36 protein-coding genes and 1 pseudogene are annotated in these 26,578 nt (G+C 40.7%); 27 read left to right on the top strand and 10 right to left on the bottom strand.

Annotated features, from left to right (window positions below; all coding sequences use genetic code 11):
• The first annotated feature begins 3 nt into the window (after positions 1 to 3).
• Together B11cv2_RS01855 and B11cv2_RS01850 are read left to right on the top strand one after the other, a co-directional pair.
• Complete coding sequence (locus tag B11cv2_RS01855; protein WP_100693076.1) at positions 4 to 735, top strand: antA/AntB antirepressor family protein; 732 nt, start codon at positions 4 to 6, stop codon at positions 733 to 735.
• Positions 732 to 1,010, top strand: a complete 279-nt coding sequence (locus B11cv2_RS01850) for a hypothetical protein (RefSeq protein ID WP_100693075.1) — start codon at positions 732 to 734, stop codon at positions 1,008 to 1,010. The genes B11cv2_RS01855 and B11cv2_RS01850 overlap by 4 nt, the downstream gene beginning before the upstream one ends.
• Before the next feature lie 72 nt (positions 1,011 to 1,082).
• Here B11cv2_RS01850 and B11cv2_RS01845 read toward each other — a convergent pair whose 3' ends face one another.
• Positions 1,083 to 1,292, bottom strand: coding sequence for a hypothetical protein (locus B11cv2_RS01845; RefSeq protein WP_100693074.1), 210 nt, complete (start codon positions 1,290 to 1,292; stop codon positions 1,083 to 1,085).
• A 93-nt stretch (positions 1,293 to 1,385) separates the two neighbouring features.
• On the opposite strand from B11cv2_RS01845, the gene B11cv2_RS01840 reads away from it, so the two are divergent.
• The 14 genes and pseudogenes from B11cv2_RS01840 to B11cv2_RS01760 all read left to right on the top strand — a co-directional run bounded on the left by B11cv2_RS01840 (position 1,386) and on the right by B11cv2_RS01760 (position 12,862).
• Positions 1,386 to 1,937 carry a hypothetical protein gene (locus tag B11cv2_RS01840; RefSeq protein ID WP_100693073.1) on the top strand — a complete coding sequence of 184 codons (552 nt, stop codon included), beginning with the start codon at positions 1,386 to 1,388 and terminating at the stop codon, positions 1,935 to 1,937.
• Positions 1,938 to 1,967: 30 nt separating this feature from the next.
• Positions 1,968 to 3,896, top strand: coding sequence for a phage terminase large subunit family protein (locus tag B11cv2_RS01835; RefSeq protein ID WP_100693072.1), 1,929 nt, complete (start codon positions 1,968 to 1,970; stop codon positions 3,894 to 3,896).
• A 3-nt stretch (positions 3,897 to 3,899) separates the two neighbouring features.
• Entirely contained in the window at positions 3,900 to 4,148 is a 249-nt protein-coding gene (locus tag B11cv2_RS01830) for a phage head-tail joining protein (RefSeq protein ID WP_100693071.1), read from the top strand.
• Positions 4,148 to 5,686, top strand: coding sequence for a phage portal protein (locus B11cv2_RS01825; RefSeq protein WP_100693070.1), 1,539 nt, complete (start codon positions 4,148 to 4,150; stop codon positions 5,684 to 5,686). The genes B11cv2_RS01830 and B11cv2_RS01825 overlap by 1 nt, the downstream gene beginning before the upstream one ends.
• Positions 5,676 to 6,740, top strand: a complete 1,065-nt coding sequence (locus B11cv2_RS01820; RefSeq protein WP_100693931.1) for a S49 family peptidase — start codon at positions 5,676 to 5,678, stop codon at positions 6,738 to 6,740. The genes B11cv2_RS01825 and B11cv2_RS01820 overlap by 11 nt, the downstream gene beginning before the upstream one ends.
• The gene (locus tag B11cv2_RS01815; protein WP_245406998.1) at positions 6,623 to 7,003 is read left to right on the top strand and encodes a hypothetical protein; all 381 of its coding nucleotides are present in this window, start codon (positions 6,623 to 6,625) and stop codon (positions 7,001 to 7,003) included. The genes B11cv2_RS01820 and B11cv2_RS01815 overlap by 118 nt, the downstream gene beginning before the upstream one ends.
• Entirely contained in the window at positions 7,000 to 7,368 is a 369-nt protein-coding gene (locus B11cv2_RS01810) for a head decoration protein (protein ID WP_100693069.1), read from the top strand. Before B11cv2_RS01815 ends, B11cv2_RS01810 begins: the two co-directional genes overlap by 4 nt.
• A gap of 12 nt (positions 7,369 to 7,380) precedes the next feature.
• Positions 7,381 to 8,457, top strand: a complete 1,077-nt coding sequence (locus B11cv2_RS01805; RefSeq protein ID WP_100693068.1) for a major capsid protein — start codon at positions 7,381 to 7,383, stop codon at positions 8,455 to 8,457.
• Position 8,458: 1 nt separating this feature from the next.
• Entirely contained in the window at positions 8,459 to 8,809 is a 351-nt protein-coding gene (locus tag B11cv2_RS01800; RefSeq protein WP_100693067.1) for a hypothetical protein, read from the top strand.
• 30 nt (positions 8,810 to 8,839) lie between these two features.
• Positions 8,840 to 9,736 carry a hypothetical protein gene (locus tag B11cv2_RS01795; RefSeq protein ID WP_100693066.1) on the top strand — a complete coding sequence of 299 codons (897 nt, stop codon included), beginning with the start codon at positions 8,840 to 8,842 and terminating at the stop codon, positions 9,734 to 9,736.
• A 403-nt stretch (positions 9,737 to 10,139) separates the two neighbouring features.
• Positions 10,140 to 10,727, top strand: a complete 588-nt coding sequence (locus B11cv2_RS01785) for a Rha family transcriptional regulator (RefSeq protein ID WP_100693065.1) — start codon at positions 10,140 to 10,142, stop codon at positions 10,725 to 10,727.
• 301 nt (positions 10,728 to 11,028) lie between these two features.
• Positions 11,029 to 11,520 (top strand): annotated as a pseudogene (locus B11cv2_RS01775) (antA/AntB antirepressor family protein); the annotation flags it as partial.
• Between the two features lie 335 nt (positions 11,521 to 11,855).
• The gene (locus B11cv2_RS01765) at positions 11,856 to 12,587 is read left to right on the top strand and encodes an antA/AntB antirepressor family protein (RefSeq protein WP_100693063.1); all 732 of its coding nucleotides are present in this window, start codon (positions 11,856 to 11,858) and stop codon (positions 12,585 to 12,587) included.
• Positions 12,584 to 12,862, top strand: coding sequence for a hypothetical protein (locus B11cv2_RS01760; protein ID WP_100693062.1), 279 nt, complete (start codon positions 12,584 to 12,586; stop codon positions 12,860 to 12,862). The genes B11cv2_RS01765 and B11cv2_RS01760 overlap by 4 nt, the downstream gene beginning before the upstream one ends.
• Before the next feature lie 42 nt (positions 12,863 to 12,904).
• On the opposite strand, the gene B11cv2_RS01755 is transcribed toward B11cv2_RS01760, so the two are convergent.
• Genes B11cv2_RS01755 through B11cv2_RS01740 form a run of 4 tightly spaced genes read right to left on the bottom strand, consistent with a single transcriptional unit; the run spans position 12,905 to position 14,006 of the window.
• Positions 12,905 to 13,051 carry a CopG family antitoxin gene (locus tag B11cv2_RS01755; protein WP_100693061.1) on the bottom strand — a complete coding sequence of 49 codons (147 nt, stop codon included), beginning with the start codon at positions 13,049 to 13,051 and terminating at the stop codon, positions 12,905 to 12,907.
• A 42-nt stretch (positions 13,052 to 13,093) separates the two neighbouring features.
• Positions 13,094 to 13,411 carry a type II toxin-antitoxin system HicB family antitoxin gene (locus tag B11cv2_RS01750; RefSeq protein WP_100693060.1) on the bottom strand — a complete coding sequence of 106 codons (318 nt, stop codon included), beginning with the start codon at positions 13,409 to 13,411 and terminating at the stop codon, positions 13,094 to 13,096.
• A gap of 36 nt (positions 13,412 to 13,447) precedes the next feature.
• Positions 13,448 to 13,720 carry a CopG family antitoxin gene (locus B11cv2_RS01745; RefSeq protein ID WP_100693059.1) on the bottom strand — a complete coding sequence of 91 codons (273 nt, stop codon included), beginning with the start codon at positions 13,718 to 13,720 and terminating at the stop codon, positions 13,448 to 13,450.
• The gene (locus tag B11cv2_RS01740) at positions 13,707 to 14,006 is read right to left on the bottom strand and encodes a BrnT family toxin (protein WP_100693058.1); all 300 of its coding nucleotides are present in this window, start codon (positions 14,004 to 14,006) and stop codon (positions 13,707 to 13,709) included. The genes B11cv2_RS01745 and B11cv2_RS01740 overlap by 14 nt, the downstream gene beginning before the upstream one ends.
• A 76-nt stretch (positions 14,007 to 14,082) precedes the next feature.
• Between B11cv2_RS01740 and B11cv2_RS01735 the strand changes: the two genes are divergently transcribed.
• The 8 genes from B11cv2_RS01735 to B11cv2_RS01700 are packed head-to-tail and all read left to right on the top strand — an operon-like array spanning position 14,083 to position 22,079.
• Entirely contained in the window at positions 14,083 to 14,607 is a 525-nt protein-coding gene (locus B11cv2_RS01735) for a hypothetical protein (RefSeq protein WP_100693057.1), read from the top strand.
• Positions 14,600 to 15,289, top strand: a complete 690-nt coding sequence (locus B11cv2_RS01730) for a phage baseplate assembly protein V (protein ID WP_100693056.1) — start codon at positions 14,600 to 14,602, stop codon at positions 15,287 to 15,289. The genes B11cv2_RS01735 and B11cv2_RS01730 overlap by 8 nt, the downstream gene beginning before the upstream one ends.
• Complete coding sequence (locus B11cv2_RS01725; protein ID WP_100693055.1) at positions 15,286 to 15,627, top strand: GPW/gp25 family protein; 342 nt, start codon at positions 15,286 to 15,288, stop codon at positions 15,625 to 15,627. Before B11cv2_RS01730 ends, B11cv2_RS01725 begins: the two co-directional genes overlap by 4 nt.
• Positions 15,624 to 16,451, top strand: coding sequence for a baseplate J/gp47 family protein (locus B11cv2_RS01720; RefSeq protein WP_100693054.1), 828 nt, complete (start codon positions 15,624 to 15,626; stop codon positions 16,449 to 16,451). The genes B11cv2_RS01725 and B11cv2_RS01720 overlap by 4 nt, the downstream gene beginning before the upstream one ends.
• A complete protein-coding gene (locus tag B11cv2_RS01715; protein WP_100693053.1) occupies positions 16,451 to 17,557 on the top strand; it encodes a phage tail protein in 1,107 nt (368 codons plus the stop codon). Before B11cv2_RS01720 ends, B11cv2_RS01715 begins: the two co-directional genes overlap by 1 nt.
• 1 nt (position 17,558) lies before the next feature.
• Complete coding sequence (locus B11cv2_RS01710; protein ID WP_100693052.1) at positions 17,559 to 20,702, top strand: DUF4815 domain-containing protein; 3,144 nt, start codon at positions 17,559 to 17,561, stop codon at positions 20,700 to 20,702.
• Between the two features lie 13 nt (positions 20,703 to 20,715).
• Positions 20,716 to 21,825 (top strand): Bgr_08870 family protein, encoded by a 1,110-nt coding sequence (locus B11cv2_RS01705; protein WP_100693051.1) that lies wholly within the window; start codon positions 20,716 to 20,718, stop codon positions 21,823 to 21,825.
• An 11-nt stretch (positions 21,826 to 21,836) separates the two neighbouring features.
• The gene (locus tag B11cv2_RS01700; RefSeq protein WP_100693050.1) at positions 21,837 to 22,079 is read left to right on the top strand and encodes a hypothetical protein; all 243 of its coding nucleotides are present in this window, start codon (positions 21,837 to 21,839) and stop codon (positions 22,077 to 22,079) included.
• On the opposite strand, the gene B11cv2_RS07425 is transcribed toward B11cv2_RS01700, so the two are convergent.
• The gene (locus tag B11cv2_RS07425; RefSeq protein WP_199570343.1) at positions 22,076 to 22,240 is read right to left on the bottom strand and encodes a hypothetical protein; all 165 of its coding nucleotides are present in this window, start codon (positions 22,238 to 22,240) and stop codon (positions 22,076 to 22,078) included. The genes B11cv2_RS01700 and B11cv2_RS07425 overlap by 4 nt on opposite strands.
• 85 nt (positions 22,241 to 22,325) lie before the next feature.
• Between B11cv2_RS07425 and B11cv2_RS01695 the strand changes: the two genes are divergently transcribed.
• On the top strand, positions 22,326 to 22,622 hold the full coding sequence (locus B11cv2_RS01695; protein ID WP_100693049.1) for a HigA family addiction module antitoxin: 297 nt from the start codon (positions 22,326 to 22,328) through the stop codon (positions 22,620 to 22,622).
• A 9-nt stretch (positions 22,623 to 22,631) separates the two neighbouring features.
• Here B11cv2_RS01695 and B11cv2_RS01690 read toward each other — a convergent pair whose 3' ends face one another.
• From B11cv2_RS01690 to B11cv2_RS01675, 4 genes are all read right to left on the bottom strand, one after another.
• Entirely contained in the window at positions 22,632 to 23,018 is a 387-nt protein-coding gene (locus tag B11cv2_RS01690) for a hypothetical protein (RefSeq protein WP_100693048.1), read from the bottom strand.
• On the bottom strand, positions 23,011 to 23,262 hold the full coding sequence (locus B11cv2_RS01685) for a type II toxin-antitoxin system Phd/YefM family antitoxin (protein ID WP_100693047.1): 252 nt from the start codon (positions 23,260 to 23,262) through the stop codon (positions 23,011 to 23,013). Before B11cv2_RS01685 ends, B11cv2_RS01690 begins: the two co-directional genes overlap by 8 nt.
• A gap of 170 nt (positions 23,263 to 23,432) precedes the next feature.
• Positions 23,433 to 23,711 carry a hypothetical protein gene (locus tag B11cv2_RS01680; protein WP_100693046.1) on the bottom strand — a complete coding sequence of 93 codons (279 nt, stop codon included), beginning with the start codon at positions 23,709 to 23,711 and terminating at the stop codon, positions 23,433 to 23,435.
• Complete coding sequence (locus tag B11cv2_RS01675; protein ID WP_100693045.1) at positions 23,708 to 24,445, bottom strand: antA/AntB antirepressor family protein; 738 nt, start codon at positions 24,443 to 24,445, stop codon at positions 23,708 to 23,710. The genes B11cv2_RS01680 and B11cv2_RS01675 overlap by 4 nt, the downstream gene beginning before the upstream one ends.
• 390 nt (positions 24,446 to 24,835) lie before the next feature.
• Here B11cv2_RS01675 and B11cv2_RS01665 point away from each other — a divergent pair, with 390 nt between their 5' ends.
• Both B11cv2_RS01665 and B11cv2_RS01660 read left to right on the top strand, forming a co-directional pair.
• Positions 24,836 to 26,071, top strand: coding sequence for a phage tail sheath subtilisin-like domain-containing protein (locus B11cv2_RS01665; protein WP_100693044.1), 1,236 nt, complete (start codon positions 24,836 to 24,838; stop codon positions 26,069 to 26,071).
• Positions 26,071 to 26,577 (top strand): phage major tail tube protein, encoded by a 507-nt coding sequence (locus B11cv2_RS01660; protein ID WP_100693043.1) that lies wholly within the window; start codon positions 26,071 to 26,073, stop codon positions 26,575 to 26,577. Before B11cv2_RS01665 ends, B11cv2_RS01660 begins: the two co-directional genes overlap by 1 nt.
• Position 26,578: the final 1 nt, after the last annotated feature.

Raw genomic sequence — 26,578 nt, 5'->3', positions numbered from 1 at the left:
TTTATGAATACCCTTATTCAAATATCAGAAAAAGTTATTGATCAGGAAACTGTTCAAACTGTTAATGCGCGTGAATTGCATGCATTTTTAGAAGTTAAAACCAGTTTTAAAGATTGGATTATTCGTCGTATTAAAGAATGTAAATTTAAAGAAGGTTATAACTTTTGCTCTTTTTTGAGCGAAAGTTCAGGAGGTCGTCCTTCTAAAGAATACTACCTCACATTAGACATGGCAAAACACCTTTCCATGATAGAACGTAATGATAAAGGGCATGAAGCACGTCAATACTTTATCAAATGTGAAAAGCTTTTGAAAAAAGTAGCAACGCCGCAGATCGATTATTCGACTCCTCAAGCATTACTTGGTGTTTTGAATCATCTACAAAGTCAAATCGAGCAGAAAGATCATGTGATTGCTGATCTCAAACCAAAAGCAGAGGCTTTGGATGGCTTAAAGCGTTCTGATGGGCTATTTGGTCTTATTGAAGCTGCAAAGATGCTAGAAATAAGACCAAAGGATTTAACAAATTATTTGCGTAAACACGATTGGGTGTATCGGCGTTCTCCAAGTGGTCCATTGTTACCCTATCAGGACAAGATCAAAAAACAACTCATGGATTGCCCTGCTATTACCATTCAAAGACCAGATGGTACAGAAAAGGTGCTCCCTTCAACAAAAATCACATCCAGAGGATTGGCATGCTTAAGAGAACAAATCCATGGAGGTGTACAATGAATACCAGTATCGACTTTTTATGTGATTTGTGGATGGCGTTGTATCAGTTTTCTGATCGTGATGATATTGAAGATAAGGCTTTTAATACTCTTATTGAAACCATGGATGCGATAGAAAAAGCTTTGATTTTAAAGCTTCAAGACGAAACTCCCAATGCACTGAAAATTTTGGCAATGATTACAAATTTTGGAACTTTAAGACCACCTCCAATTATAGAATCTTTATTGCGTGCTTACGAACCCAATTTAGACAATCCCATTACAAAGGTTGCTTAAGGTAAAATATGCTCCCTCCTCGTTCTCAAAATGGGGAGGTAGTAGTATACTCAATCGTCCGCTTTAAAAGCTTCACCCACGTTTACGGCGTTCTTTTGTTACATCCTTAAAGAAAGAGGGTGGTAAAACATCTTTAGCTGGTTTGAGGCGTGCAAGCTCTTCATCTGTCAATGGTGGAGAATTCACGGCTTCCAAATCTTCTTTTGTATAGCCACATTCTATTTCAAAGTTTTTTTTAAGAGCCAACAATTCTTGTGTAATTTGAAGTGTATCTGTTTGCATACCGTAATAGATACCCGATTATACCCAATTGTCAATTATTCGTAACACCGTACAACTTACTTCTTAGGGAAAAGAAGAAAGCAAGGAGCAATTATGAATAAGAAATCTCGACAAGGTCTATCGCTTCGTGCCTTTGCCAAAAAGATGCATGTTTCTCCTAATGCGGTGGTTTCGCGTTTTAAAACAGGAAAATTTGATAAGGCTCTTTTTGAAGATGGCTCTGTTCATGAAGCGCTTGCAACAGCAATATGGAATGAGAATCCAACAAAGCGTCCTGCTCCATTTTTAGCACCGGATGGCCAACCGCGAACAAAGATAAAACAAGTCTCTACAGATGGTGCTAATGAATACAAAATTAAGCTGGAGCGAATGCAAGTTGCCCTTGAAAGCGAAAAGATTGCTCTTGAACGCTTGCGCGAAACAACTGTCGACCGTGAAGAAGTAAAGAGAGCTGCTCGTGAGTTTGGAAGAGCACACCGTGATGCCATGTTGAATTTCCCTCATCGTTTTGGAGCAAGCATTGCTGCACAAGTTGAATGTGATGCCGCAAGCCTGATAGGAGCCATTGATTATTATATACGAGAAGCTTTACTTGAAGCTATTAATATTCCGGTTCCTTATCATGATCCTCAGCTTCCAGAATGAGGAAGTTTTGAGGAGAGAAAAGAATGAATAATGGATGAGAATGTTGTTAAAGAATTTTTCGCTAATGCCAATGATGCAAGACAACCAGACCCACCATACACGGTTTCTCAATGGGCGGATAAGAATAGATACCTTAGCACCGTAGCGAGTGCCGAGCCTGGATTGTGGAGAACAAAACGGACCCCCTATTTGCGCGAAATCATGGATAATCTTTCCTCTTACGTGCCTATTGAAACAACCATTGTCATGAAAGGGGCACAAGTTGGTATGTCAGAGGCAGGACTGAACTTTTGTGGTTACGCTATTCATTATAGCCCAGGACCAGCCCTTTATGTCATGCCCACAGTTGAGACAGCTAAGAAGCTTTCAAAGACGCGACTTGATCCAATGATTATGGCCAGCCCCGCTTTAAGTGAACGTATAGCCCCTGCCCGTGCGCGTGACAGTGGTAATACCATGTTTTCTAAAGAGTTTGATGGTGGGGCGTTGATGCTTACAGGAGCGAACAGTGCTGCTGGTTTGCGCTCTATGCCTATTCGTTATCTGATTTTGGATGAGGTTGATGGTTATCCTCTCAGTGTCGATAACGAGGGTGATCCAGTGATGATCGCAGAAAAACGTACCTCGACCTTTATTCAACGAAAGATTTTTAAATTGTCTACCCCGACCCACCGTGACACAAGCCGTATTGCCAAGGATTTTGTGCTGGGAGACCAGCGATATTACAACGTCCCTTGTGATGCATGTGGTGTACTCCAGCCTATTGTTTGGTCACAAATTAAATGGCCAAAAGGCGCCCCTGAAAAAGCTGTTTTTGTTTGCGTCCATTGTGGACATGAACATGCAGAACACCGAAAAACGGATTTAATGTGTGAAGAAAGAGGTGCGTGTTGGGTTCCAACCAGCGAGTCAAGCAGACCCAATTTGCGCTCTTATCATATTTCTGCACTCTATTCCCCTTGGCTTACTTGGGGTGAATGTGCGCGTGAATTTTTAAATGCCAAAGATGATCCAGCCCTTCTGCAACCTTTTGTGAATACCGTTCTTGGAGAACCATGGGAGGATAGAACCGGTGAAGTTGTTGATCCAGACAGCCTCTATGCACAGCGCGAAGATTATCCTTTAGCACCAGAACAAGCCGTCGTGTTGACAGCAGGAATTGACGTACAAAACGACCGTTTAGAGCTTGAAGTAGTCGGATGGGGACGTAGCGAAGAAAGTTGGAATATTGATTATCAAGTTATCCTTGGCGATCCTTCTTCTTTTGAAGTGTGGGATCAATTAGATGAATATCTTGCAAAACGTTGGCCGCATCCAGGCTATAAAGAAGGTATCAAGATAACGGCGGCTTGTATTGATACCGGTGGTGGACATACACAGGCTGTTTACAATTACGTACGCCCCCGTGAAGGGCGGCGCATATGGGGCATTAAGGGACAGGCGGGATGGCGTGCAGTATGGCCACGCCGCCCAAGCAGAAACAACAAAGGGCAAATTAATCTCTATATTGTTGGAGTTGATGCAGCTAAGGATATCATTACAGCACGGTTTAAAAAATCAGGTCCTGAAGCCACAGGCGCTGGAGCAACGCATTTTCATAAAAGCCTTGATCGGGAATATTTTGAACAGCTAACCGCTGAAAGAAAAGTGATCAAATATTTTAAAGGCTTCAAGCGTATCGAATGGCAAAAAAGTGAAAAAGCAAGAAATGAAGCCTTGGACTGTAGGGTTTATGCTTATGCGGCTTTACAAGGTCTGATTTCGGCAGGAATAAACCTTAATCGAGAAGTTGATATCTTAGAAGAGCGCTTAGAAAAACTTAAAATTGAAGGCTCTTTAAAGCAGCCAACATCAGAACATACCCCCTCTCCTTCTCTGAGAAAATCTCAGGCAACACAGCCTAAAAAGAAACAATTCAGAATGGCAAGAAACCCTTATATACGAGGAGATTGGAGGTAATTTGTGGATGAAACTTTAGGGAAATTTAACAGCAAAATTGAGAGACTTGAAAGTTTAAAAAAGCGTCGGGAGCAAATTGAAGAGGCTCTTTATTCAGGAGCACAGTCAGTCCGCCATGGCGACAAGCAAGTCAGTAACCGTTCTGTTGAGGAACTTCGCAGAGCACTTGAGATGCTGAACACACAAATAGCCGACCTTGAAGGACGTAAAAGTGCAAGCGTGTTCTATTTTAATATATCACGAGGCTATTAATGGCTGGTTTTTTAAATAAAATGACGGACTTTTTTAAAATTTCTCGTCAAAACAATCCCCCTTTTGAAGCGGCAAGCAAAAGCCGCCGCATGAATGGTCTTGACCCAGCAAAAAAACACATCAATAAAGCGATTGAAGAATGCGGTGATACCATTATTGCCCGTTCAAGATGGCTTTATGACAATGAAGCTCTTTATGGTTCTGCAACAGAAGAATGGGTCTCTGCGGCTGTCAGTGATGGGATTAAACCATATCCTCGTATCGAAGGCTTTCAAGAAGAAAAGAAAAAGCTTCTAAACTTATGGTGGCAATGGGTTGATGAGGCTGATTATGATGAAGATGCTAACTTTTATGGGCTGCAAGCAACCGTTGCACGAGAGGTCTTTTTAACCGGTGAATGTTTTGTAAGACTGCATTATGTTGATCTTTATGGGCGCTCTGGAGTACCTCTTCAATTGCAAGTTTATCCCACTGAAATGCTCGACCTTACCTACAATGGATCCGCCGAAATTGAAGGCAATTACATTCGTATGGGGATTGAATTTAATGCAAGTGGTAAGCGTGTTGCTTATCATTTTTGGGAACACCACCCTTATGATGATTGCCCTACAAATACAGCATTTGAGAGCCAAAAGCGCATACGTGTCCCTGCAGAAATGGTCATTCATATCAAAGAGCGCCGTATTGCCGGACAATTGCGTGGTTCTCCAAAAATAACACGCTGTATGACAAAGATCTTTCAACTCGAATCCTATGATGATGCAGAACTTGATCGAAAAAGAACAGCTGCTCTTTTTGCAGTGTTTGTTACAGGAACTTCTCCCAATGGTGAAAGATTACCTGAAAACCGTAATGAAGAGGATGCCAACAAAGAAGAATTACCAGTAGCTGAACCCGGTGCTTCACTTTACGTAGGAGAGAATAGAGAGATTAAATTCTCAAATCCTGTTGAGGTTGGTGGTTCTTATGAAGCCTTCCAATTTCGCAATATTTTAAGAATTTGTTCTGCTCTCAATATGCCTTATGCCGTTGTGACAGGGGATGTTACACGGGGGAATTTTTCCAATGTGCGAACCTCCATCATTCAATTTAGACGCCATGTCAAACAATGGCGGGAACATATCATTTCCTTTCAGTTTAATCGAATTGTTTGGGAACGCTTTGTCGAAATGGCAGTGCTTGGCCAATGCGTGAATTTACCGGGATGGGAAGAAAACTCCTTACCATGGCTTCAATGTGAAAGCTTTGCTCCACCCCTTGAAATGATTGACCCCATAAAAGACATCTCGGCAGAAAAAGAAGAAATTCGTGCTGGCTTGAAAACACGACGTATGGCGTTGGCTGAACGGGGCTTTGATATTGATAACATTCATGCCGAACTCGAAGAAGAACGCACAGATGCGCACAAGCGCGGTTTATATTTTGATACTGATAATGCAGCAATGCCCTCTGATAGCAATCAAATGATTGATGATGAAACCCCTTCTGAAACCTATGAAAGTAACCAAGACAGTGAGACGCATGCAAATGGCAAATAATCTTGATATGCCGTTTTTGGCATCCAGACTTTTTGGTGTTCCTCATATGCTTTCTTCGACAAAGCTTGATGTCATTTTGAACGCCCTTGCACCACGTCTTTTCGCAGGAGAAAAGTTTCCCATCGGAGCCTTTGGACAAGGAAATACAGAGACTTTCCGCCCCCCCGAAACTTATGTGGTGCAAAACAATGTCGCCATCCTACCAGTGCATGGCACGCTTGTGCGCCGCAGTGCATGGCTTGGTGCTCTCTCAGGGTTAACTTCTTATGAAGGTTTAAGTGCTTCTTTTCGTGAAGCTATGGCACAACCTGATGTTCGCGCTGTTTTACTTGATATTGACAGCGGCGGCGGAGAAGCCGGCGGTGTGTTTGATTTGGTCGAAGAGTTTCAAGCACTCTCAAAACAATATGGCAAACCTATTTGGGCCCACGCCAATGAGTTTGCCTGTTCAGCGGCTTATGCCATTGCCTGCTCTGCATCTCAAATATGGGTTGCACGCACAGGGGTTGTAGGCTCAATTGGGGTTGTTTGTGCTCATCTTGACCAATCATACGCGGATGAAAAACAAGGGCATAAATGGACCTTTGTCTTTGAAGGTGATCATAAAGTTCATGGCAATCCTCACGAGCCATTAGCCGATGAGGCAAAGATAAAAATGCAAGCAGATTGCGCCCTACTCTACGAGATGTTTGTTGATTTGGTTGCAAAAAACAGAGCAATGAGTGCTGCTGCAATCCGCGAAACAAAAGCAGAAACTTTTATAGGCAGCCAAGCAATCACGCTTGGATTAGCAGATGCGCAGGGTACCCTTGCGCAAGCTTTGGAAGCCTTAACGGATTCCATTCACTTACCCCCAACAGCAACAAAGGAAGGAAAAAACACATGGCACGCACACACTATCGCGCAGAAGGAGAGGATGATGAAAAGGTTGTCGACATCACCCATGAATACGAAGAAGACACCCTCAACATTAACGCAAACGACGAAGACTTCGACGACGAAGAGAAAAATGAAGAGGATGAAGAAGATAACGAAAATAAGCAAGAAACCATAAAAGCGGTTCTTGAAAAGGAAAGAAAGCGCGCCCAAGCGCTTACGACCCTTGAAAAGCAAGCAAAACGTTTAGGCGTTTCTTTTGATGCAGCAAAAGCAATTAAAGATGGCATGAATGTTGAGAAAGCAAAAAATATCGTTTTGGCTGCCGCTATATCGAAAAGTTCATCGTTAAAACTATCAACCACTGCCCCCCACAGTGATGGGGTGAGCAAAGCAAAAATTCATGCAAAATGGGAAGAAGCTTGGAGGGCAATAAAATGAGTCACGTTATTTATGAAGATGTTCGCAATGGCGCTTATCTCGGGCGCTATGACACTGATCTGTCGAATGAAGAAGTGATATTTGCATCAGGGGCACTTGTTGAAGCCGGCACTGTTATGGGAAAAGTCACAGCAACCGGCAAATATGTTCCCCTGAATCCAGTAGCATCAGATGGTAGTCAAACACCTGCTGGGATTTCTTATGCCACTGTTGATGTAACAGAAGTAGATCAACGCGCAGTCATTACAGCGCGCTTGAGTACAGTAAAGGCTTCTGAATTGTTATGGCCAGATGCTATTACAGATGAACAGAAAATTGCCGCCATTCAGTCTTTAGAAGACAATAACAAAATAATGTTGCGATAGGAGAATGCGCACATGGATATGAACTTTTTTAAACACGATGCTTTCTCCTCTATTACCATGATGAAAGCAATTGAAAACTATGAATTTCAACCTGGTCTTATTAGTTCTCTTGATCTTTTCGAAGAAGTGGAAACAAGCACCACAATGGTTGGGATTGAAAGACGTGACAATACACTGTCATTGATTCAGACCAGTGAACGCGGAGCCCCTTTGATTGAAGGAGATAGAGATAGTCGTAATCTACGGTTTTTTCAAACAACACGGATTGCTAAAAGTGATACAGTGAAATCGGAGGAAATCCAGAACCGTCGTGAATTTGGTACAGAAGATCAGTTAGAAACAGCAATGAAATATATTGCCAGAAAACAAAAAAAGCTGATTTCTGAAATTGAATTGACATGGGAAAATATGCAACTTGGCGCTGTTCAAGGTGTTGTGCTTGATGCCGATGGCTCTGTCATTGTTGACTGGTACAAGGAATGGGAAATTACTCCCCCAAAGCCGATTGATTTTAAACTGAATGATGAGACAACAAACGTCGCAGACCATGTTGACAAAGTCATCATGAAAATGATTGAAGCTTCAAAGGGGGCATTTTCTGATCATTCAAGGATTATTGGGCTTTGTGGAAATGAATTCTTTTCCAAATTAAAAAACCATAAAACAATTCGTGAGACCTATTTAAATACAGCTCTTGCACAAACACTCAATAGTGCCGGAGGCATTGCAACACCGAGTGCAATTGGATCTGGAAGCTTTGGCAGTTTTGACTTTGCTGGTGTCACTTTCATTAATTACCGAAGTGTTCATAACTATAATGTAAGTGCAAAAGCCGGAACAAAACGCGCCATAGGAATTAAACCTGATGAATGCCAATTCTTTCCTGCCAATGCACCAGGTGTATTCCAAAAAACCTTTGCACCAGGGGAAAGTTTGGATTTTGCCAACACCGTTGGAAGACCTCTCTACACCATGCTGATCATTGATCACGACCGTAATGCATGGGTAAAACCGGAGGTCTATAGCTATCCGCTTTACATCTGCACACGCCCTGAAATGCTGTTTAAAGCAGTCAGTGGAGGCAAATAATATGCAATGGCACGGGTTGCTCAACAAAATGATTCAAGATGTACGCAACACCTTTGGGCAACCCGTCATCTACACGCGAAAAGACAATCAACAATCGTTTCAGATTACAGCGATTTACGGCATTAAACATTCTGAATCGGAGGCTGGTGGGAGAATTCCTACAACTGTGCCTCGAAAAGAACTTGATGTTTGCATTCATGATATCGGCAGCTTACCACCAAAGCCGCAAGATAGCGTTGTGGTCATTTCTCCTGAAAACAACAGCCCCTCTTCTCAAGAGAGTTTTGTTGTGATAGATGTACAAGCATCAGAATCCGGTATGTATAAGCTTATTCTGCGAGAGTTAAAATAAAGATATGCTTATAAAGAAATGATCTAGTACATGTTTATATTTAGAAGAAGAAAATACAAATTAACAAATGATACAATTAAGGTTGGCGAATTTATTCTTTACCGTATTAAAGCTATCAAAGATTTTGGTACAATTAAGAAAGGTGATTTAGGCGGATATATTGAACAAGAAAGAAACCTAAGTCCTTACGATGATTGTTGGGTTTTTGATAATGCGCAGGTTTACGGAGATGGATATGTTTCTGGAAACGCTACAATTAGCGATGATGCAAAGGTTTATGGTATGGCATCGGTTTCTGGTAATGCACAAGTTTTTGGTAAAGCACAAATTTATGACGAGGCATCTGTTTCTGACAGCACTAAAGTTTATGGTAGTGCTCAAGTTTTCGGAACAGCATCTGTTTCTGATGATGCTAAAATTTATGACGAAGCATCAGTTTCTGGTGAGGTATGTATCCGCAATGCAGCATGTATTTTTGAAAACGCTAAAGTATATAATGAAGCATTTATTTCCGGAAATGCTAAAATTTACGGCAATGCGAAGATTTTTGGTGATACCTCCATTTTTGGAGATGCACAAATTTCAGGACAAGCAAAAATTTACGGTGAAGCATCTATTTCTGGAAATGCTAAAATTTATGACAATACAAAAATTTATGATGAGGTATCAGTTAGCGGAAATGCTATAATTTGCAATAATGCACAAATTTTTGATGAGGCAGATATCTCTGACAATGCACAGATTTTCGATAATGCACGAGTTTTTGGTAAAGCATCAGTTTCTGGTGAAGCGAAAATTTCTGGTAAGGCACAAATTTATGGTGAGGCATCGATTTTTGACAGAGTGCAAGTTTGTGGAAAAGCACAGATTTGCGGAACAGCAGAAATTTACGACGATGAAATTATTTCAACTGGGGTGAGAGACTAACAATAAAAAACAAACGATTGTGAAATCAAACCTGTCACTGGCTTGTTTGATTTTATTGGAGAAGGAAGGATATTGGGTTACAATCAAAAACTTTAACCGATTACTTATTTAAAAAATTAATATTATTACTTGACATTATCACAAGGATATGAATAATCGAATCAGGTGCCTAAGAAACACCTTAAACGAGCAGCGGATTGATTACCGAAATAATCAGCTTTCCGCACATTAAAGACTTTGACTCATTATATGCTACATGCGTATAATAGATTTGTCGGGTGTAGTTGCGTTATATAATACCCTTATGGGGAAAGCGTAACGACGGACTGTTCGCCGTGTTTCTTAGCACCCGGCACTCTTGTAGAGTGTCATTAAGAAAGGTCTAATCGAACAGGAGTTCACAATGAACACTCTTATAGAAACTACGGAAAATGTTACTAACGATGCAGCGGTTCAGACTATGTCCAGTCGTGAAATCGCTCAATTATGCGATAAGCAACATAAACATATCATGCGTGATATTCGACAAATGCTTGAGGAACTTAACGGGTCCAAATTTGGGCTGGTTGATTTTTGTGGCTATTACCTTGATAATAAAGGTGAAAAACGCGCTTGCTACAACCTTCCCAAGCGTGAATGTCTCATTCTCGTATCTGGTTACAGTACTTCCTTACGAGCAAAAATAATTGACCGTTGGCAAGAATTGGAAAAACAAGTAGCAACACCGCAAATAAATCTTGCCAATGCTTTAGAAAATCCTCTTACAATTAAACAACTTCTTTTAGAGAGTATCAATCAATTAGAAGATTTAAGAAATGAGGTAAGTACACTCAAGCCAAAAGCAGAGGCTTTAGAAGGCTTAAAGCGTTCTGATGGTTTGTTTGGTCTTATTGAAGCTGCCAAAGTATTAGAAATAAGACCAAAGGATTTAACAAATTATTTGCGTAAACACGATTGGTGCTATCAATACATGCCAGTATTTAGTCTATAGTCTAAAAAATATAATATTATTACTTGACATTATAATAGGAATATATATACAGTCGAATCAGGTGCCTAAGAAACACCTTAAACACATAGCGGACAGATTGCCGAAACAATCTTTTCACCGCCAATTAAAAGCTTTGACTCATTGTATGTTACACGCATATAATGACTTTGTCGGGTGTGGTTATGCTATACAATACCCTTTATGGGAAAAGCGTAACGACGGGCTATGTGCCGTGTTTCTTAGCGCCCGATACCCTTCTAGGGTGTCATTAAGAAACCTTTAAACACATAGGAGCCAAACCATGGCACAATATTTAATCGACATACATCAAACTGCGATTGATGGCGATACCGTTCAAACAGTGAACGCACGTGAATTACATGCATTTTTGGAAATAGGTAAAGACTTTTCCAATTGGATTACTGACCGTATCAAAAAATATAATTTATTAGAAAATCAAGACTTTGTTTGCTCGCCAAATTTGGCGTGCAAAGGCAGAGGTGGTCACAATCGTAAAGACTATCATCTCACGTTAAGCGTAGCCAAAGAACTGTCTATGGTTGAGAATAATAAGAAAGGCAGAGAAGCTCGTTTATACTTTATCGAATGCGAAAAGCTTGCAAAGCAAGTAGCAACACCACAGATCGATTATTCAAGCCCAGAAGCAATGATCGGATTCTTGAATCATCTACAAAATCAAATAGAGCAGAAAGAGCAGATCATTTCTGAGCTAACTCCAAAAGCAGAAGCTTTGGATGGCTTAAAGCGTTCTGATGGGCTGTTTGGTTTGATTAACGATTGGTGCTATCAATACATGCCAGTATTTAGTCTATAGTCTAAAAAATATAATATTATTACTTGACATTATAATAGGAATATATATACAGTCGAATCAGGTGCCTGAAAACACCTTAAGCAGCTAGCGGATAGATTGCCGAAACAATCTTTTCTCCGCAAATTTAAATTTTTGACTCATTGTATGTGTATAGCATATAATGGATATCGTCGGGTGTGGTTACACTATACAATACTCTTTCGGGGAAAGTGTAACGACGGACTAGTTGCCGTGTTTTCAGCGCCCGATACCTTTTGGTATCAATGAAAACATCTAACAACTAGGAGTTCTTTATGAATACCCTCATTAAAATTACGGAACAAACAATTGATCATGAAACTGTTCAAACTGTTAACGCACGTGAGTTACATGCGTTTTTGGAAATTACATCAAAGTTTGCAGACTGGATTAAAAATCGCATTAAAGAATGTAAGTTTCGGGAAAATATAGACTTTATAACGCTTTCTAAAAATTTAGAAAACGGTGGAAAGGTAAAAGAATACTACCTCACATTAGACATGGCTAAACACCTTTCCATGATAGAACGTAATGACAAAGGACACCAAGCCAGAGAATACTTTATCGAATGCGAAAAGCTTGCAAAGCAAGTAGCAACACCACAGATCGATTATTCAAGCCCAGAAGCAATGATCGGATTCTTGAATCATCTACAAAATCAAATAGAGCAGAAAGAGCAGATCATTTCTGAGCTAACTCCAAAAGCAGAGGCTTTGGATGGCTTAAAGCGTTCTGATGGGCTATTTGGTTTGATTGAAGCTGCAAAGATGCTAGAAATAAGACCAAAGGATTTAACAAATTATTTGCGTAAACACGATTGGGTGTATCGGCGTTCTCCAAGTGGTCCATTGTTACCCTATCAGGACAAAATCAAAAAACAACTTATGGATTGCCCTGCTATTACCATTCAAAGACCGGATGGTACAGAAAAGGTGCTCCCTTCAACAAAAATCACATCCAGAGGATTGGCATGTTTAAGAGAGCAAATCCATGGGGGTGTACAATGAAGGTCGATACTAACTTCTTATGTGATTTATGGATGGGATTATCTCAATTTTCTAGACATGAAAATATGAGTGACAAAGATTGTACAGCTCTGGTTGATACTATGAGTGTCATAGAAAAAGCTTTGATATTAAAGCTCCAAAATGATGTGCCAAATATACTTAAAATCTTGGCAGTTCTTACAGATTTTGGAGATTTAGAACTACCACAACCCTTGGAATCTTTGTTAAAAGCTTATGAACCCAATTTAGACAATCCCATTACAAAGGTTGCTTAAGGTAAAATATGCTCCCTCCTCGTTCTCAAAATGGGGAGGTAGTTAAGAGGCTTCTTTAGGTAAAAATTCGAAATGAACAGACTTAAAACCTGTTAAGTCATAATCTGTAAGATCAGCAGTATCAACAAAGTTCTCTGCTTCCTTATCCGTTTTTAAAATAGGTATCTGTTTTAATTGAGAGGTTTTCATAAAAATTAATCTTCTTTTGGTGTGTTTTGACCTTTAAAAGCTTCAAAGTTTAGAAGAAATGTATCTGTTTAAACTTACACCATTTTCGGCTGCTTGAATTGCAAGTTGTCTGTGAAGTTCTGGTGGTATTCTTAATTGAAACTTACCGCTATATTTGCCATGTGACAAAGGTATCGGGACTTGTTCTCCATTGTGTTGCATATCCTCAACAACTTCTGAAACGAGGTCCATAATACCCTTTAAAGCTTTCTCTGCTTCAACATCTAACCATGACAGGGATGGAAACTCTGCACACAAACCAACATATTCTTCGTCTTCTGGTGACCAAAAAACACGATACGTATAATGATTATTGTTCATGCTTTATCCTTTGTATTATTCTCTATAAAGGATATATTAACCACGATGACTTTTTCGTAAATCCTGTTCAATCAGATGCCTAACATAGCGTGTGTAAGGAATAGCTTGATTTTTAGCTTTTTCCTTTAAAGCCTTCATCAGCACTTGAGGCAATCGAATGTTGATAGAGGCTTCTTTAGGTAAAAATTCGAAATGAACAGGCTTAAAACCCGTTAAGTCATATTCTGTAAGATCGGCAGTATCAACAAAATTTTCTGCTTCTTCATCCGTCTTGAAAACAGGTATCTGTTTTAATTTAGAGGTTTTCATAAAAATCAATCTCCTTTTGATGCATATAACGAGCACTAATAGGACGCACAAACAGTTCGCTTTTTATTGTTCTTAAGGTAAAAACTAAAAAAATATATCTTTTGTTATAGCTTTTACCAATGGCTCTAAAACGTTCTTCTTTAATGTTTGGGTCGTTCTTTATGACGAGATTTCCAGGTTCAGTGAATAAATACTCAATTTCTTTTTTAGAAACTCCATGTTTAGCGCATTTGGGCCAATTACCTTCATCCCAATTTATACCATGAATTTTAATATTTATCGTCATAACGAATGTATATCAAAATGTATCCACAAATACAATAAAAATAATTAAATATCAATTTGTTCGAATAGGAGCCTTTATGCATCCGCGCGAAACGATAAGAGAAGCATTTGTTGCCTTGATCAAAGCAGAAAAAACAGCTGCTGGTGATAATGTTTTCAATATGCGTGACTTCAACTTATTTATTGAGACAATGCCGGCCATTAATGTTTCAACGCAAAACGAAACAATCGAGGATGGACATGATTTTGGCTTCAGACGGCGCATTTTAACGGTAGATGTTGAATGTTATAGCACACAAGAAAACGGAGCCTGCTTCGTTGATCAACTAGCATGGCAAGTTGAGAAGATTTTCCATGCTAATCCTAATCTTAACAACACAGTTGAAATGTCCCGCCTGCAAAATATTGCTTTTGCCTTTGGTGATAATGGCGCTCTAGCGCTCCATGGTGCAATTCTAACCTTTGAAGTCACTTATGTGACCAATATCTCTAATCCAGACGAAGAAAGCACAAGAATAGTTACACCTTTCATAGGTTTTACCCCCGAAACAGGCGTGAACAACAAAGATAAATACATAAAAGTTGAGGTCTCCCATGCTTGAACGACGCGATAAAGAGATCACGGATTTAAAAAGACGTGTAGCAAATATGGTGATGATTGGAACAATTAGCCATGCTGACCATAAAAATGCACGCTATCGGGTAAAAAGCGGTAATCTGATCAGTGATTGGATGCCAGATACACAAGCCCGTGCTGGTAAAACCTGTTCTTATGAAGGGCGTGATATTGGAGAGCAAGTTGTCGTCGTATCTTCCTCAGGTGATTTATCACAAGGAGTGATTATTGGTTCACTCCACACGGATGCTAATCAAGCAGCTAATAAAGGCAATATTCATAAGACACTTTATCCAGATGGAACCATCATTGAATATGATGATGAACAAAATAGCTATACCCTTAACATCACATCAGGAGGAACATTTAGTCTCGTAATTTCTGATGGTGTATCGATAAAAGGAGATGGCAAGAAATTAGAACTACAAGCACCAGAAGGCATAAAAATTGTTTCAAAAGGTGACCTGAGTTTAGATGCAGAAAAAGCTATTGCCCTAAAAGCAGGAGGTGGTATTTCCATCCATTCAGATGATGGCATTGCTCTTCATTCAAATAGCAATGTTTCCATTCACTCCAGTGACTTAACGCATAACGATACCAACATTGGAAACAGCCATATTCACGGTGGTGTAGCCCCTGGTGGTTCCATGACAGGAGGTCCAAATTGAACAGTGGAATGGACCGCACAACAGGAAAGCCCTTATCCGGTATTGATCATTTGCGTCAATCAATTCTTGATATTTTAACAACACGGATTGGCACACGAGTGATGCGGCGTGATTATGGTTCACGCATTGCGGAATTGATTGATGCACCGGTCAATAACGCTTTTGCCGTTGCTCTTTATGCCGCTATTGCCGAGGCTTTAGACAAATGGGAACCGCGTTTTAAGCTCAAACAGATTGACTTTAAAATGCTTGAAGCCGGACAAGTTTCTCTGTCCTTTGCAGGTATTTATTTGCCATCAGGCAAGCCCATCATCATGGAAGGATTAATAATACAATGAGTAAAGCGCTTGCAAAACCGGAAATTATTACAGAACTTTCTTTTGAGGAAATACGTGCTGCTGTTCTTACCCACTTAAAAGAGCTTTTACCCAATTATACATTTCTAGAAAGTGATCCAGCTATAAAAGTCATTGAGGCTTTTAGCTATCGAGAACTGCTTTTAAGGCAGCGTATCAACGAAGCAGCACGCAATAATATTCTTGATTTTGCAACTGGTGAATCCCTTGATGCTTTAGGAAACTGGCATGGTCTTCAACGTATGGAGGGTGAGAGCGATGAGAGGTATCGTGAACGCATACAGCTTCATGCCCGTGGGGGTAAAGGTAACGGAACAGAGCCCTATTACAGGCTTATCGCTTTGTCAGCCGACAGTCGTGTGAAAGATGCCATTATTTACCGTAAAGGCAAAGATCCAACCATCTATGTTGCTCTTTTTAGCAACAATGAAGAAGGAACAGCCTCTGAAGATCTCTTACAGAAAGTCTCACAAACCCTTCACAAAAAAAATATCATTATGACCAATGATACCATTATTGTGCATGCTGCTGTCAAGAAAGTGCTAGACTTAGAAGCAGATGTTTGGCTGCTACCAGAAACATCTTTGAAAATTCTTACAACAATGGAAGCAAATTTACGCAGGGCTTGGAAACAAGAACAAGCCATTGGCCGTGAACTAAGCCTCTCGTGGTGGATTTCAAAACTGATGATCCCTGGTGTTCAGAAAGTGATTGCCATTGCACCAACAAAGGACAGTGTAGTTCACGATGAAGAAATATTATCGATTGGTAAAATCACCTTAAACTTTAAAGGGCGCGCACGCTAATGGGAGGCTCCCTCCTTCCCACACAGGCAACAGAATTTGAGAAACGCCTTGCCGATGCTTGCAACTTTCATCAAGATGTCGAGAGTTCTGTTTTAGGGATTTCACGCGCAAAACTGATCACACGCCCTTCCCGTTTTTTACCATGGTTGATTGAAGAATATGGACTTGGTGAACTCACTCCTTACGTTCCAAACCTCTATGATTTGATCGATCAGGGGCTTGAATGGCAGCGCCTGCGCGGCTCTGTTTTGGCAATAGAGATGGGTTTGAGATGGTTAGAGCTTTCTGCGCGTTTTAAACCCGCATGGACGGGGCATACTTGGTGGAATTCCTTTCAACTTGAATTTAATCAGCTCCCCGAACAAAGCTCTCTTGAAGCGATTGAAGCCATTGTAGAACTTTCCAAAAGTTTGCGCTCTGACTTTCGTCGTGGTGTTTACGGTTATGATGTGCAAGCCTTGCAAACCAATATGTCTAGGCTTGACAACAATATGCTGGAACAAGAAAGCGGCATTCCTCTGACAACCGAAGGCACTCTCTTTTCCTTTGGACGTACAACAGAAATTCATCACAAGCTGACAAAAGAAGAAGGCACATTAATTGGCAACTGGATTGATGACTCAGATGAGGAATTAAGCTGGGAGCAAATTGATTATCCATGGGACATGGCAAATTTTCCTTGGTGTTCTGTCAAAAAGCACGAACGAGACATGCTTATGGCAAAGTGGTTTTGCGACCGTCCCCTTTATCTAGTTTTAAGAGATGCAAACAACTCTTTGATTGGACTTCGCAGATGCTATGCAGTACAGCCTGTCGAACAAGCTGTCGAGGGCGTTTACAGCCATTATGGCAATAGATTTAATCCTTCTCCAACAGGTACCTTGTTGTTTCTTGCTGCCCGTACGGACTTTCAGGATGTTGAAGACAAACAAGCCTCCTTTGCTTCCCTTCTTGTTCATGGCATCCTAAAAGAGCAGACACCCATTGGCAAACTTTGGCTTGGCACCGATGACCTAAAAAGTGGTGTAGAGATTTTCAAAACACCTATCAACATTCCTTTACGTGCTGATGTTCGCGAACAATTTAAAATTCTATTGAGGTTTTAACATGAAACATGAAAGTGGCTTGCCCTTTGCAATTGATAGATCAGTAGGCAAAGATGAACAACAAAGCGTTGTGTTTTATGGACAACGCTCTTTTCTTCAAGGAAGTGAGCTCAATGAAGTCCAAACCATCATAAGGGGACGGCATAACCGTTTGGGGCGCCTTGTTGCCAAAGAAGGAGACCGTGTTGAACGGGCAGATGCCTTTGTCAACAAAGACACACAAACAGTGACTTTAACCGATGGTAAGATTTTTATCGCCGGTGATATTTTTCCTGTTTTACCGGCTGTTCTCAACAATGTTTCCATGGTTGGACGTGTAGAGATTGGTGTAAAACTGCAAAAAAGCTGGCTAACCCATGAGGATGATCCAGAACTTTTGGGGCAAGTTCCAGGCACCTTGGCAGAAGGAGAGCCCGGTGCTGCCCGTGAGATTGCAAAACTTATTTGGGCTCTCAAAGATGATGGACAGCAAGGCACGTTTTTCCCCGTTTACATTTTGCAAGATGGTGTTCTCATTGATCAAAAATCACCCTCACTGCTTGAACCGGCCATGCAAGCTATTGCCACTTATGACCGCGCCCATGGGCATTATATCGTAAGTGGATGCCGTGTGAGCGCTTTAGGACCAAACAACGCTTGCCAAATCTTTAGTATTCAAGAAGGGGAAGCCAATATCAATGGCTTTAAACGCAAACGCTTAGCAGCCTTGCGTCATGAAGAACTCGAGGACTTTTCGACAAGCGCAGTTCCTAGTGAAACCCATATTTTTACGCCCCCAAAGGAAAAAACAAGCTTTACCTTTAAACCCTATTATACGCCTATTGCTACCGTTCATTCTATTTTGCTAACAAAAGAAAAAACCGTCACGGTTACCCGCGGTGCGGTTGCTGCAGGGCGTGATGGTGTTCCTGATAAAAGCATCACCTCTTTCATTAAAGTCGTTCAAGGAAACAAAGAATTTAAAGAAGACACTGATTTTAAGAAAACAGGAGATACCATTGATTGGTCTCCCATAGGTGATGAACCTCTCCCTGGCAGTAGCTATAAAGTGACCTATCGATACCGCGCTAGCATAAAAGCGGATAAAGTAACAGCACAGGAAATTACCGTTTCAGGTGGTGCTAATGACGGTGACATTATCGTCAGTTACACTTATAAATTGCCGCGCATTGACCGCATAGGACTGAATACAGAAGGCAATGTGGTTTATATCAAGGGTATTTCGGCGGACCAACCCATGGCACCAAGTGTTCCCGATGATGTGTTATCTCTTGCAACTATTCACAACAATTGGCTTGAAACGCCACTTGTTGTTAATGATGGGACGCGTGTTGCCCCCTATGATGAGATGTGGCGTTACTTTCAACGGGTGCTTTCGCTTGATCGACTGATGCAATTAGAGCGCATTAAAAGCAATGTCGACTCTAAAGAACCTGTTGCCAAAAAAGGGATGTTTGCAGACCCATTTCTCGATGATAGTTATAGAGATGAAGGCTTTAAACAAACAGGAGCGGTAGGCAACGGCATTTTACAGCTTGCCATTGATCCAATATTCTATACCGCCTCTTTACAATCCCCTGTTACCCTTGACTGGACAAACGAAGTCATCATTGCTCAAGAATTAACAACAGCTTGTGAAAAAATAAATCCCTATCAAAATTTTTCTCCCTTGCCTGGAATAGTCTCCCTTACCCCTGCAACAGACTTTTGGCATGAACAGCGCACCGATTGGCTCTCAAGTGTAACCAATCAACTCAATATGGGGCAAAACCGTGGGCGAAGCATCCGTAAGACAGAAATTAGTGATGATTTGGCGCATACAACCCAAGAGCAAATCGACTTTTTAAGGCAAATTAAATTGAACTTTAAAATTGAAGGTTTTGCCAAAGGAGAAATCTTGGAAAGCCTTACCTTTGATGGTGTCAATGTCTTGCCAAATAACCACCTTGTTGCCGATGCCAAGGGTATGCTTGAAGGAGCTTTTACCATTCCTAAAAACATTACCGCTGGCACAAAGAATGTTATCGCACAGGGCAAAGGTGGTACAATTGCAACGGGGCTTTTTACCGGACAAGGTGTGATTGATGTGAAAGTGATGCGGCGCACCACCACAGTAAAAATATGGACACAAGTAGACCCGCAAGCACAAGTCTTTACCCCCGATGAAACACGACAAATCACAGGAATTGATTTCCATCTTTGTAAAATTGGCAGTCCCTCTCATGATTTAATGATTGATTTAGTCACCACTGAAAACGGCTATCCTACCGCTGATATTCAAGCCCAAACATCCTATTCGATGAAAGGTGCAAAAACCGGATGGGCAAAAGCACGCTATGATGTTCCCTTATTAATCCCCGATGATCGTCTAACTGCTTTTGTCATTAAAACTGATGATGGTGACCATTCTGTCTCACTGGCCAAACTTGGTGATTTTGATGCAGAGAGCCAAAGATATGTCTCAAGTCATCCCTATGTAACGGGTCCACGCTTTTCTTCTGTCAATGCGCAAAGCTGGACAGCCCATCAAGATGAAGCATTGGCATTTCGAGTGTTGGCAGCCCGCTACAAACAAACAGAAAAAATCGTTCCTTTAGGTGAATTTGATCTTGTTGACTGCTCTGATTTGCAAATACGTGCAGCTATTGAATTGCCTTCAAGTGAGTGTTCTGTCATCTTTGAAATTGAACGTAACAACGGCACAATTTATCAACTCCTCCCCTTTCAATTGCTCAATCTTACTGAATATATCAGTGAAAAAGTTATACTCCGAGCTATTCTCAAAGGCACGGAAAAGCTTTCACCCGTATTATTTGCCCCTGTTCAATTGATTGCAGGAAAGCTTCATAAAGAAGCAACCTATATCACCAGAGCTTTTGCCTTTGGGGAAAAATCAAGGCTTACCAGCTATATCAAAACCTTTTTGCCAGGTGGTTCATCTTTTACACTGGAGATACAACTAGATGACGGTGTTTTTAGCCCTTTAGAACTAGACGAAACAGAACAGTTATCGGAACCTCTTTGGACAGAACGCAAATTTATCAGCGATGACAAATCAGCACAACAAGCTCGCCTTAAACTCACACTAACTGGTGGTCCTGCAGCACGGTCCATGGTGTGTGATTTTGGTGCCGGCATATTATGATGGGAGAGTAGACATGACCAAAACAAAAAAACTCGACATGGAATTGCCAAAAGAAGGACGTTTCATTAGTTCTGAATTCCCAATTCTACGTGAAAACTTAAACAAAATTGATCAAGAAATTGCTGATATTGACGAAAAATTAGAGAACAAAGCTCCTTTACAACATGCCCATACAATCAGCGATGTGACAGGCCTAGAAAGTGCCCTCAATAACAAAATGGCCGCCAATAAAACTTTCACTTTTGCCGATTTAAGCGATATCGAGGGCGCTCAGGACGCAGCTAATAATTATGTGCTCTACAAATCAAGCAATAATAATTTTACCTTTGGCAGTGCAATATCATTGTTAGGCGCGCATCAACATAAAACAGAAGATATCGTGGGACTTGATGATTTTAGAGCCAAGATCAATGAAGATCTCACAGCCTATTATACGAAAAGTGAAATAGATAAATTGGTGGCTTTATTAACCAAAAAACCTGTCGAAATTCTCATGACAGAAAGTGGTATCATTCCATTGCCCGATGGTGTCACTGATGACACAGCAATTGAAATATGGGCATGGGGTGGTGGTGGTGGCGGAGGATGTGATGGCGAAGATGACAAGGCTGGCGGTGGAGGCGATGGTGGTCAATATGCGCATGTTAGAATTAGAGGACTAGACCTTAAAAAATCGGTAATAGCTCAGGTTGGTCGTGGGGGCAGAGGTGGTGGTGGTGGCAATAAAAACGGTGGAGATAAAGGTAAAGCGACCTTTATCAAAGGAATTATTCATGCACGGGGTGGAGATGGTGGTGAGCGTGGTAATGGTAGTTCAACAACAATAGGTAGGCCTCCATACAGTACTAAATTTTTTGCCGGTGGCCGTGGTGGCTGCGGCGGTGGCCATTTGAATAGTGACGATGGACAGAATGGTGAACTCAGTATTTATGGCGGCGGAGGCGGTGGAGGCGGTGGCAGAAAGGATTCAATAAGCGGTAAAGGTGCCCATAACGGAGGTAATGGTGGCAATTATGGTGCTAACGGAGGTGGTGGAGGTGGTGGCTATTTTCGTGGAAAGGATGGGGGTAAAATCGGCGGCGATGGCGGAGATGGCGCAATCTTATTAAAATTTTTTATATAGGAGAAGCATTAATGGAATATGCAGTTGTTGAAAATGGTGTAGTAACAAATATTATCGTAGCTTCAGAAAATTATGTTCATGCCTTCGATGGTGAGGCCATTCCTTCAAAGGAAGCACAAATTGGTTGGATTTACAAAGATGGGCAATTTTTCCCTCCTGTTGTTGATGAAAGCACAAAACAGCTCTCATCTACTGAAATGGCAGAAACAAGCACATCCGTAGAGCCCACAAAAGAACCGCAAGAGAAAATTTAAACAGGATAGTGTTCTGTTTCATAAGCTTCAATTAACAAAACAAGAGTTTTCATTCTATCAAATTCTGGAGTATCCTCTTTAGGTTGATTATCAAACATTGCAGACACAATTTCTAAGGCTTCTTGGTAATCCCTTTCAGTGCGGATAGGCTTGATATTCATTTCTTAAGTTCCTGCGGTTCTACAATATTGATATTATATTGACTAGATTGTAATAGTTTTAAATTAATTGCAAAGAAGACTATCTATGACCACACGTAATCCTAATCGTTGCCCTACTCACCTAGGAGATCTTTTAGCAGATATTATTCCTGAAACTGGCAAAACAAAATCAGAAATTGCACAGATGCTCGGTATATCACGCCAACATCTTTATGATATCCTGAAGGCAAAAAAGCCTGTTTCTCCTGCTATTTCTGCTCGTCTTGGAAAAATGTTTGGTGATGGAGCTGCCATATGGTTACGTATGCAAGCCAATTATGATGCTTGGCATGCAGAGCGTGATATTGATGTTAGCAAAATTCCGATACTTCACACTGTTTAAATGTATCACTCAGTCTCTAGAAACTTTTTTAAGTAATTTGATTGCTTTAACCTCTTTAATTTTAAGTGCAATCTTACGTATGAAAGCGAGGCTAAAACGCCCTTGTGGCTTCAAATCTTCAAAGTCAAACAAAGATTCGCAAGGAATAACATTAAATTCATCAACACGTACCCAAGATTGCTTTTGCAAACCCGCACGCTGACATTCTATCTCAGGGACCTTTAAGCTATATTGTAAATCATGTGGCTCTTGAGAAGTGATCGGAAATAAAAAAAGATGCTTTTCAGTTTTGACCATAACACAAGAAGGTCGAGCTTTACGCCCCGAATGTTCGCCTTTTTGTGCTTGTTCGTGCCACAAATAGTAATATCGAACAACATCCCCTGCTTTAAACATGTTCATCACTATTTAAAATGTCATCTAACCCATGCTCTAAATCGTCTAATACATTTTGTGGTGCATCTGCATAAATAAAGGATTGGACGCTAGAACGTGCCTTTATTAATTCATGATATAAATCAACGGGAAGCATAATAATCTTTTCACGCCCTCGCTTCGTTAAAGCAACAGGTTTTGACATCGCCTCGTCTAAAATATCACCTGCCCCACGATTTACATCTGTAAAACTATATTTTTTCATAGTGATACCCTTTTAAATAGATAATACATATTATACGTACAATATGTATTATGTAAAGATATGTTACAACGTACTGGAGGAAAAACACTCTTTTGTAATTGGAATAAGCTTTTTTAGGGAATCTAATAAACTCTTCCCTACCTTTTAAGATGGGGAAGGGAATGTTTTTCTTAAGCAACCTTTGTAATGGGATTGTCTAAATTGGGTTCATAAGCTTTTAACAAAGATTCCAAGGGTTGTGGTAGTTCTAAATCTCCAAAATCTGTAAGAACTGCCAAGATTTTAAGTATATTTGGCATATCATTTTGGAGCTTTAATATCAAAGCTTTTTCTATGACACTCATAGTATCAACCAGAGCTGTACAATCTTTGTCACTCATATTTTCATGTCTAGAAAATTGAGATAATCCCATCCATAAATCACATAAGAAGTTAGTATCGACCTTCATTGTACACCCCCATGGATTTGCTCTCTTAAACATGCCAATCCTCTGGATGTGATTTTTGTTGAAGGGAGCACCTTTTCTGTACCATCCGGTCTTTGAATGGTAATAGCAGGGCAATCCATAAGTTGTTTTTTGATTTTGTCCTGATAGGGTAACAATGGACCACTTGGAGAACGCCGATACACCCAATCGTGTTTACGCAAATAATTTGTTAAATCCTTTGGTCTTATTTCTAGCATCTTTGCAGCTTCAATCAAACCAAACAGCCCATCAGAACGCTTTAAGCCATCCAAAGCTTCTGCTTTTGGTGTTAATTCAGCAATCACATGATCTTTCTGCTCGATTTGACTTTGTAGATGATTCAAAACACCAAGTAATGCTTGAGGAGTCGAATAATCGATCTGCGGCGTTGCTACTTTTTTCAAAAGCTTTTCACATTTGATAAAGTATTGACGTGCTTCATGCCCTTTATCATTACGCTCGATCATGGAAAGGTGTTTTGCCATATCTAACGTGAGATAGTATTCTATGCTTGGGCGCCCACCTTGGGGTTTTACTAAATTTTTAGTAAAACTTATAAAATCTTGATTTTCTCGAAAATTACATTCTTTAATACGGTTAACAATCCAGTCATTAAAGCGGGCTTTTATCTCTAAAAATGCATGTAAATCACGCGCATTAACAGTTTGAACAGTCTCTTGATCAATTGCTTGTTCTGATATTTTAATGAGAGTCATTGTGAACTCCTTGTGGGCTAGATGTTTCTTAATGACACTCTAGAAGAGTGCCGGGTGCTAAGAAACACGGCCACAAGCCCGTCGTTACATTTTCCCCATAAGGGTATTTTATGGTGTAACTACACCCGACAAAACTCTTATATGCTACGGCATATAATGAGTCAAAGTCTTTAATGTGCGGAGAAGAGATTGTTTCGGCAATCTATCCGCTTGTGGTTTTAAGGTGTTTCTTAGGCACCTGATTCGAAAATACACATTGCAGAAACAATGTCAATATACTTTCTATAATTTTTTTATTTCATCTTTGGATGCCGAGCATTGAAAAACACAGCTCTTCATCCCTCATTTTTCCTATTCACTTCATTAGCCACTATTTTAAAGGAGCATAAAATGGCAACAGGTTTTTTACATGGTGTTGAAGTTATCGAGATTGATGACGGCACACGCCCTCTTCGTGCAGTTCAGTCTGCCGTTATTGGCATTATCGGTACAGCACCAGATGCGGATGAACAAGTCTTTCCTCTTAACACACCCGTTCTGGTTTCAGGCTCTCTTTCAAAAGCAGCAAAACTAGACAGAATAGGCAGACAACGTGGTACTTTACCCAATGCTCTTGATCTTATTTTTAAGCAAGTGGGAGCAATTGTCGTCGTTGTCCGTGTGAAAGAAGGTGACAATGAAAACGCAACACTCACTAATATTCTCGGTGGTGTGAATGAAAATGGCGCCTATGAAGGTGTTCATGCTTTCATTGGAGCACAATCTGTTGTGGGACAAACACCACGTATTCTGATTGCTCCGGGCTTTACACATCAACGCCCATCCAGTGTAAGTATTGAAGAAAATGAAACTGGTTTCACTGTCAAAGACGATATCGGGACAACCTCTAATCCCGTTGCAGCAGAATTGATCGGCATTGCGGAACGTTTACGCGCAATTGTGGTGATTGATGCACCAAACACAACAGATGAAGCAGCCCTTGCCGCAGCAAAGGATTTTGATTCAAAACGCGCTATTCTTATTGATCCATTTGTAAAAGTTAATCGTAATGGCGAAATCTTAGAAGAACCAGCAAGTGCAGCGGTTGCTGGCGTCATTGCTAAAATTGATTTTGCAAATGGCTTTTGGCATTCTCCTTCCAATAAAGTGATTAATGGCATTGTTGGTATTGCACGCCCGATTGATTTTTCCATTGGTGATAGATCAAGCCGTGCCAACCTTCTCAACGAACAAAACATCACAACAATTATCCGCGAAAACGGTTATCGTCTTTGGGGTAATCGTACCCTTTCAAGCGATACAAAATTTGCCTTCTTATCGGTAGTGAGAACCGCGGATATGATCAATGACGCCATTTTGCGCGGACATCTATGGGCAGTTGATCGCAATATCAAAAGGACATACCTGAATGATGTAAGTGAAAGTGTCAATGCTTATTTACGTGATTTAAAAGCGCAAGGCGCCATTCTTGGGGGGCGCTGTACACCAGATCTAGAGCTTAACACAGCAAGCGCCATTCAAGATGGCCGAGTCTATTTCAATGTCGAATTCACCCCAACAACACCTGCAGAACACATCACGTTCCGCTCACAAATCATCAATGACTATCTAGAGGAGATCTTTTAATGACTGTACCTGTTTTACCAAGAGTTTTGAAATATTTTAACATTTTTGTCGACGGTATCCCCTATCAAGCAAAGTGTGAAAGTGTCACCCTACCGAACCTCAATTTGATTGTAGAAGACTATCGTGGCGGTGGCATGGATAGCGCCATTGAAGTTGATCTTGGTCTTGAAACCCTCACGCTTACCATGACCATTTCTGATTGTTCTCCAGAATTAATGACACTGTTAGGACGCACAAATGTTGACATCTCATTGCGCAGTTCAATGCAAGCACAAGGCACACCCGCAGAAGGTGTTATCATTACCATGAGAGGGCTTTGCAAAGGCTTTGAAATGGCAGAATGGCAACTGGGGGGCAAAGCAACATCCACGGCGACATTCACATTGCAATATTTCAAATATGTCCAGAAAGACGTTGAAATTGTTGAGATAGATGTTCTCAACTTAATTAGAAAATTCAATGGCGTCAATCAACTCGCAGACCACAGAGAAAACATAGGATTATAAA

Origin of the sequence: Bartonella sp. 1-1C, assembly GCF_002810325.1 — a bacterium.
GTDB lineage: Bacteria > Pseudomonadota > Alphaproteobacteria > Rhizobiales > Rhizobiaceae > Bartonella > Bartonella rochalimae.
This window is presented reverse-complemented; position numbering and strand designations above follow the sequence as displayed.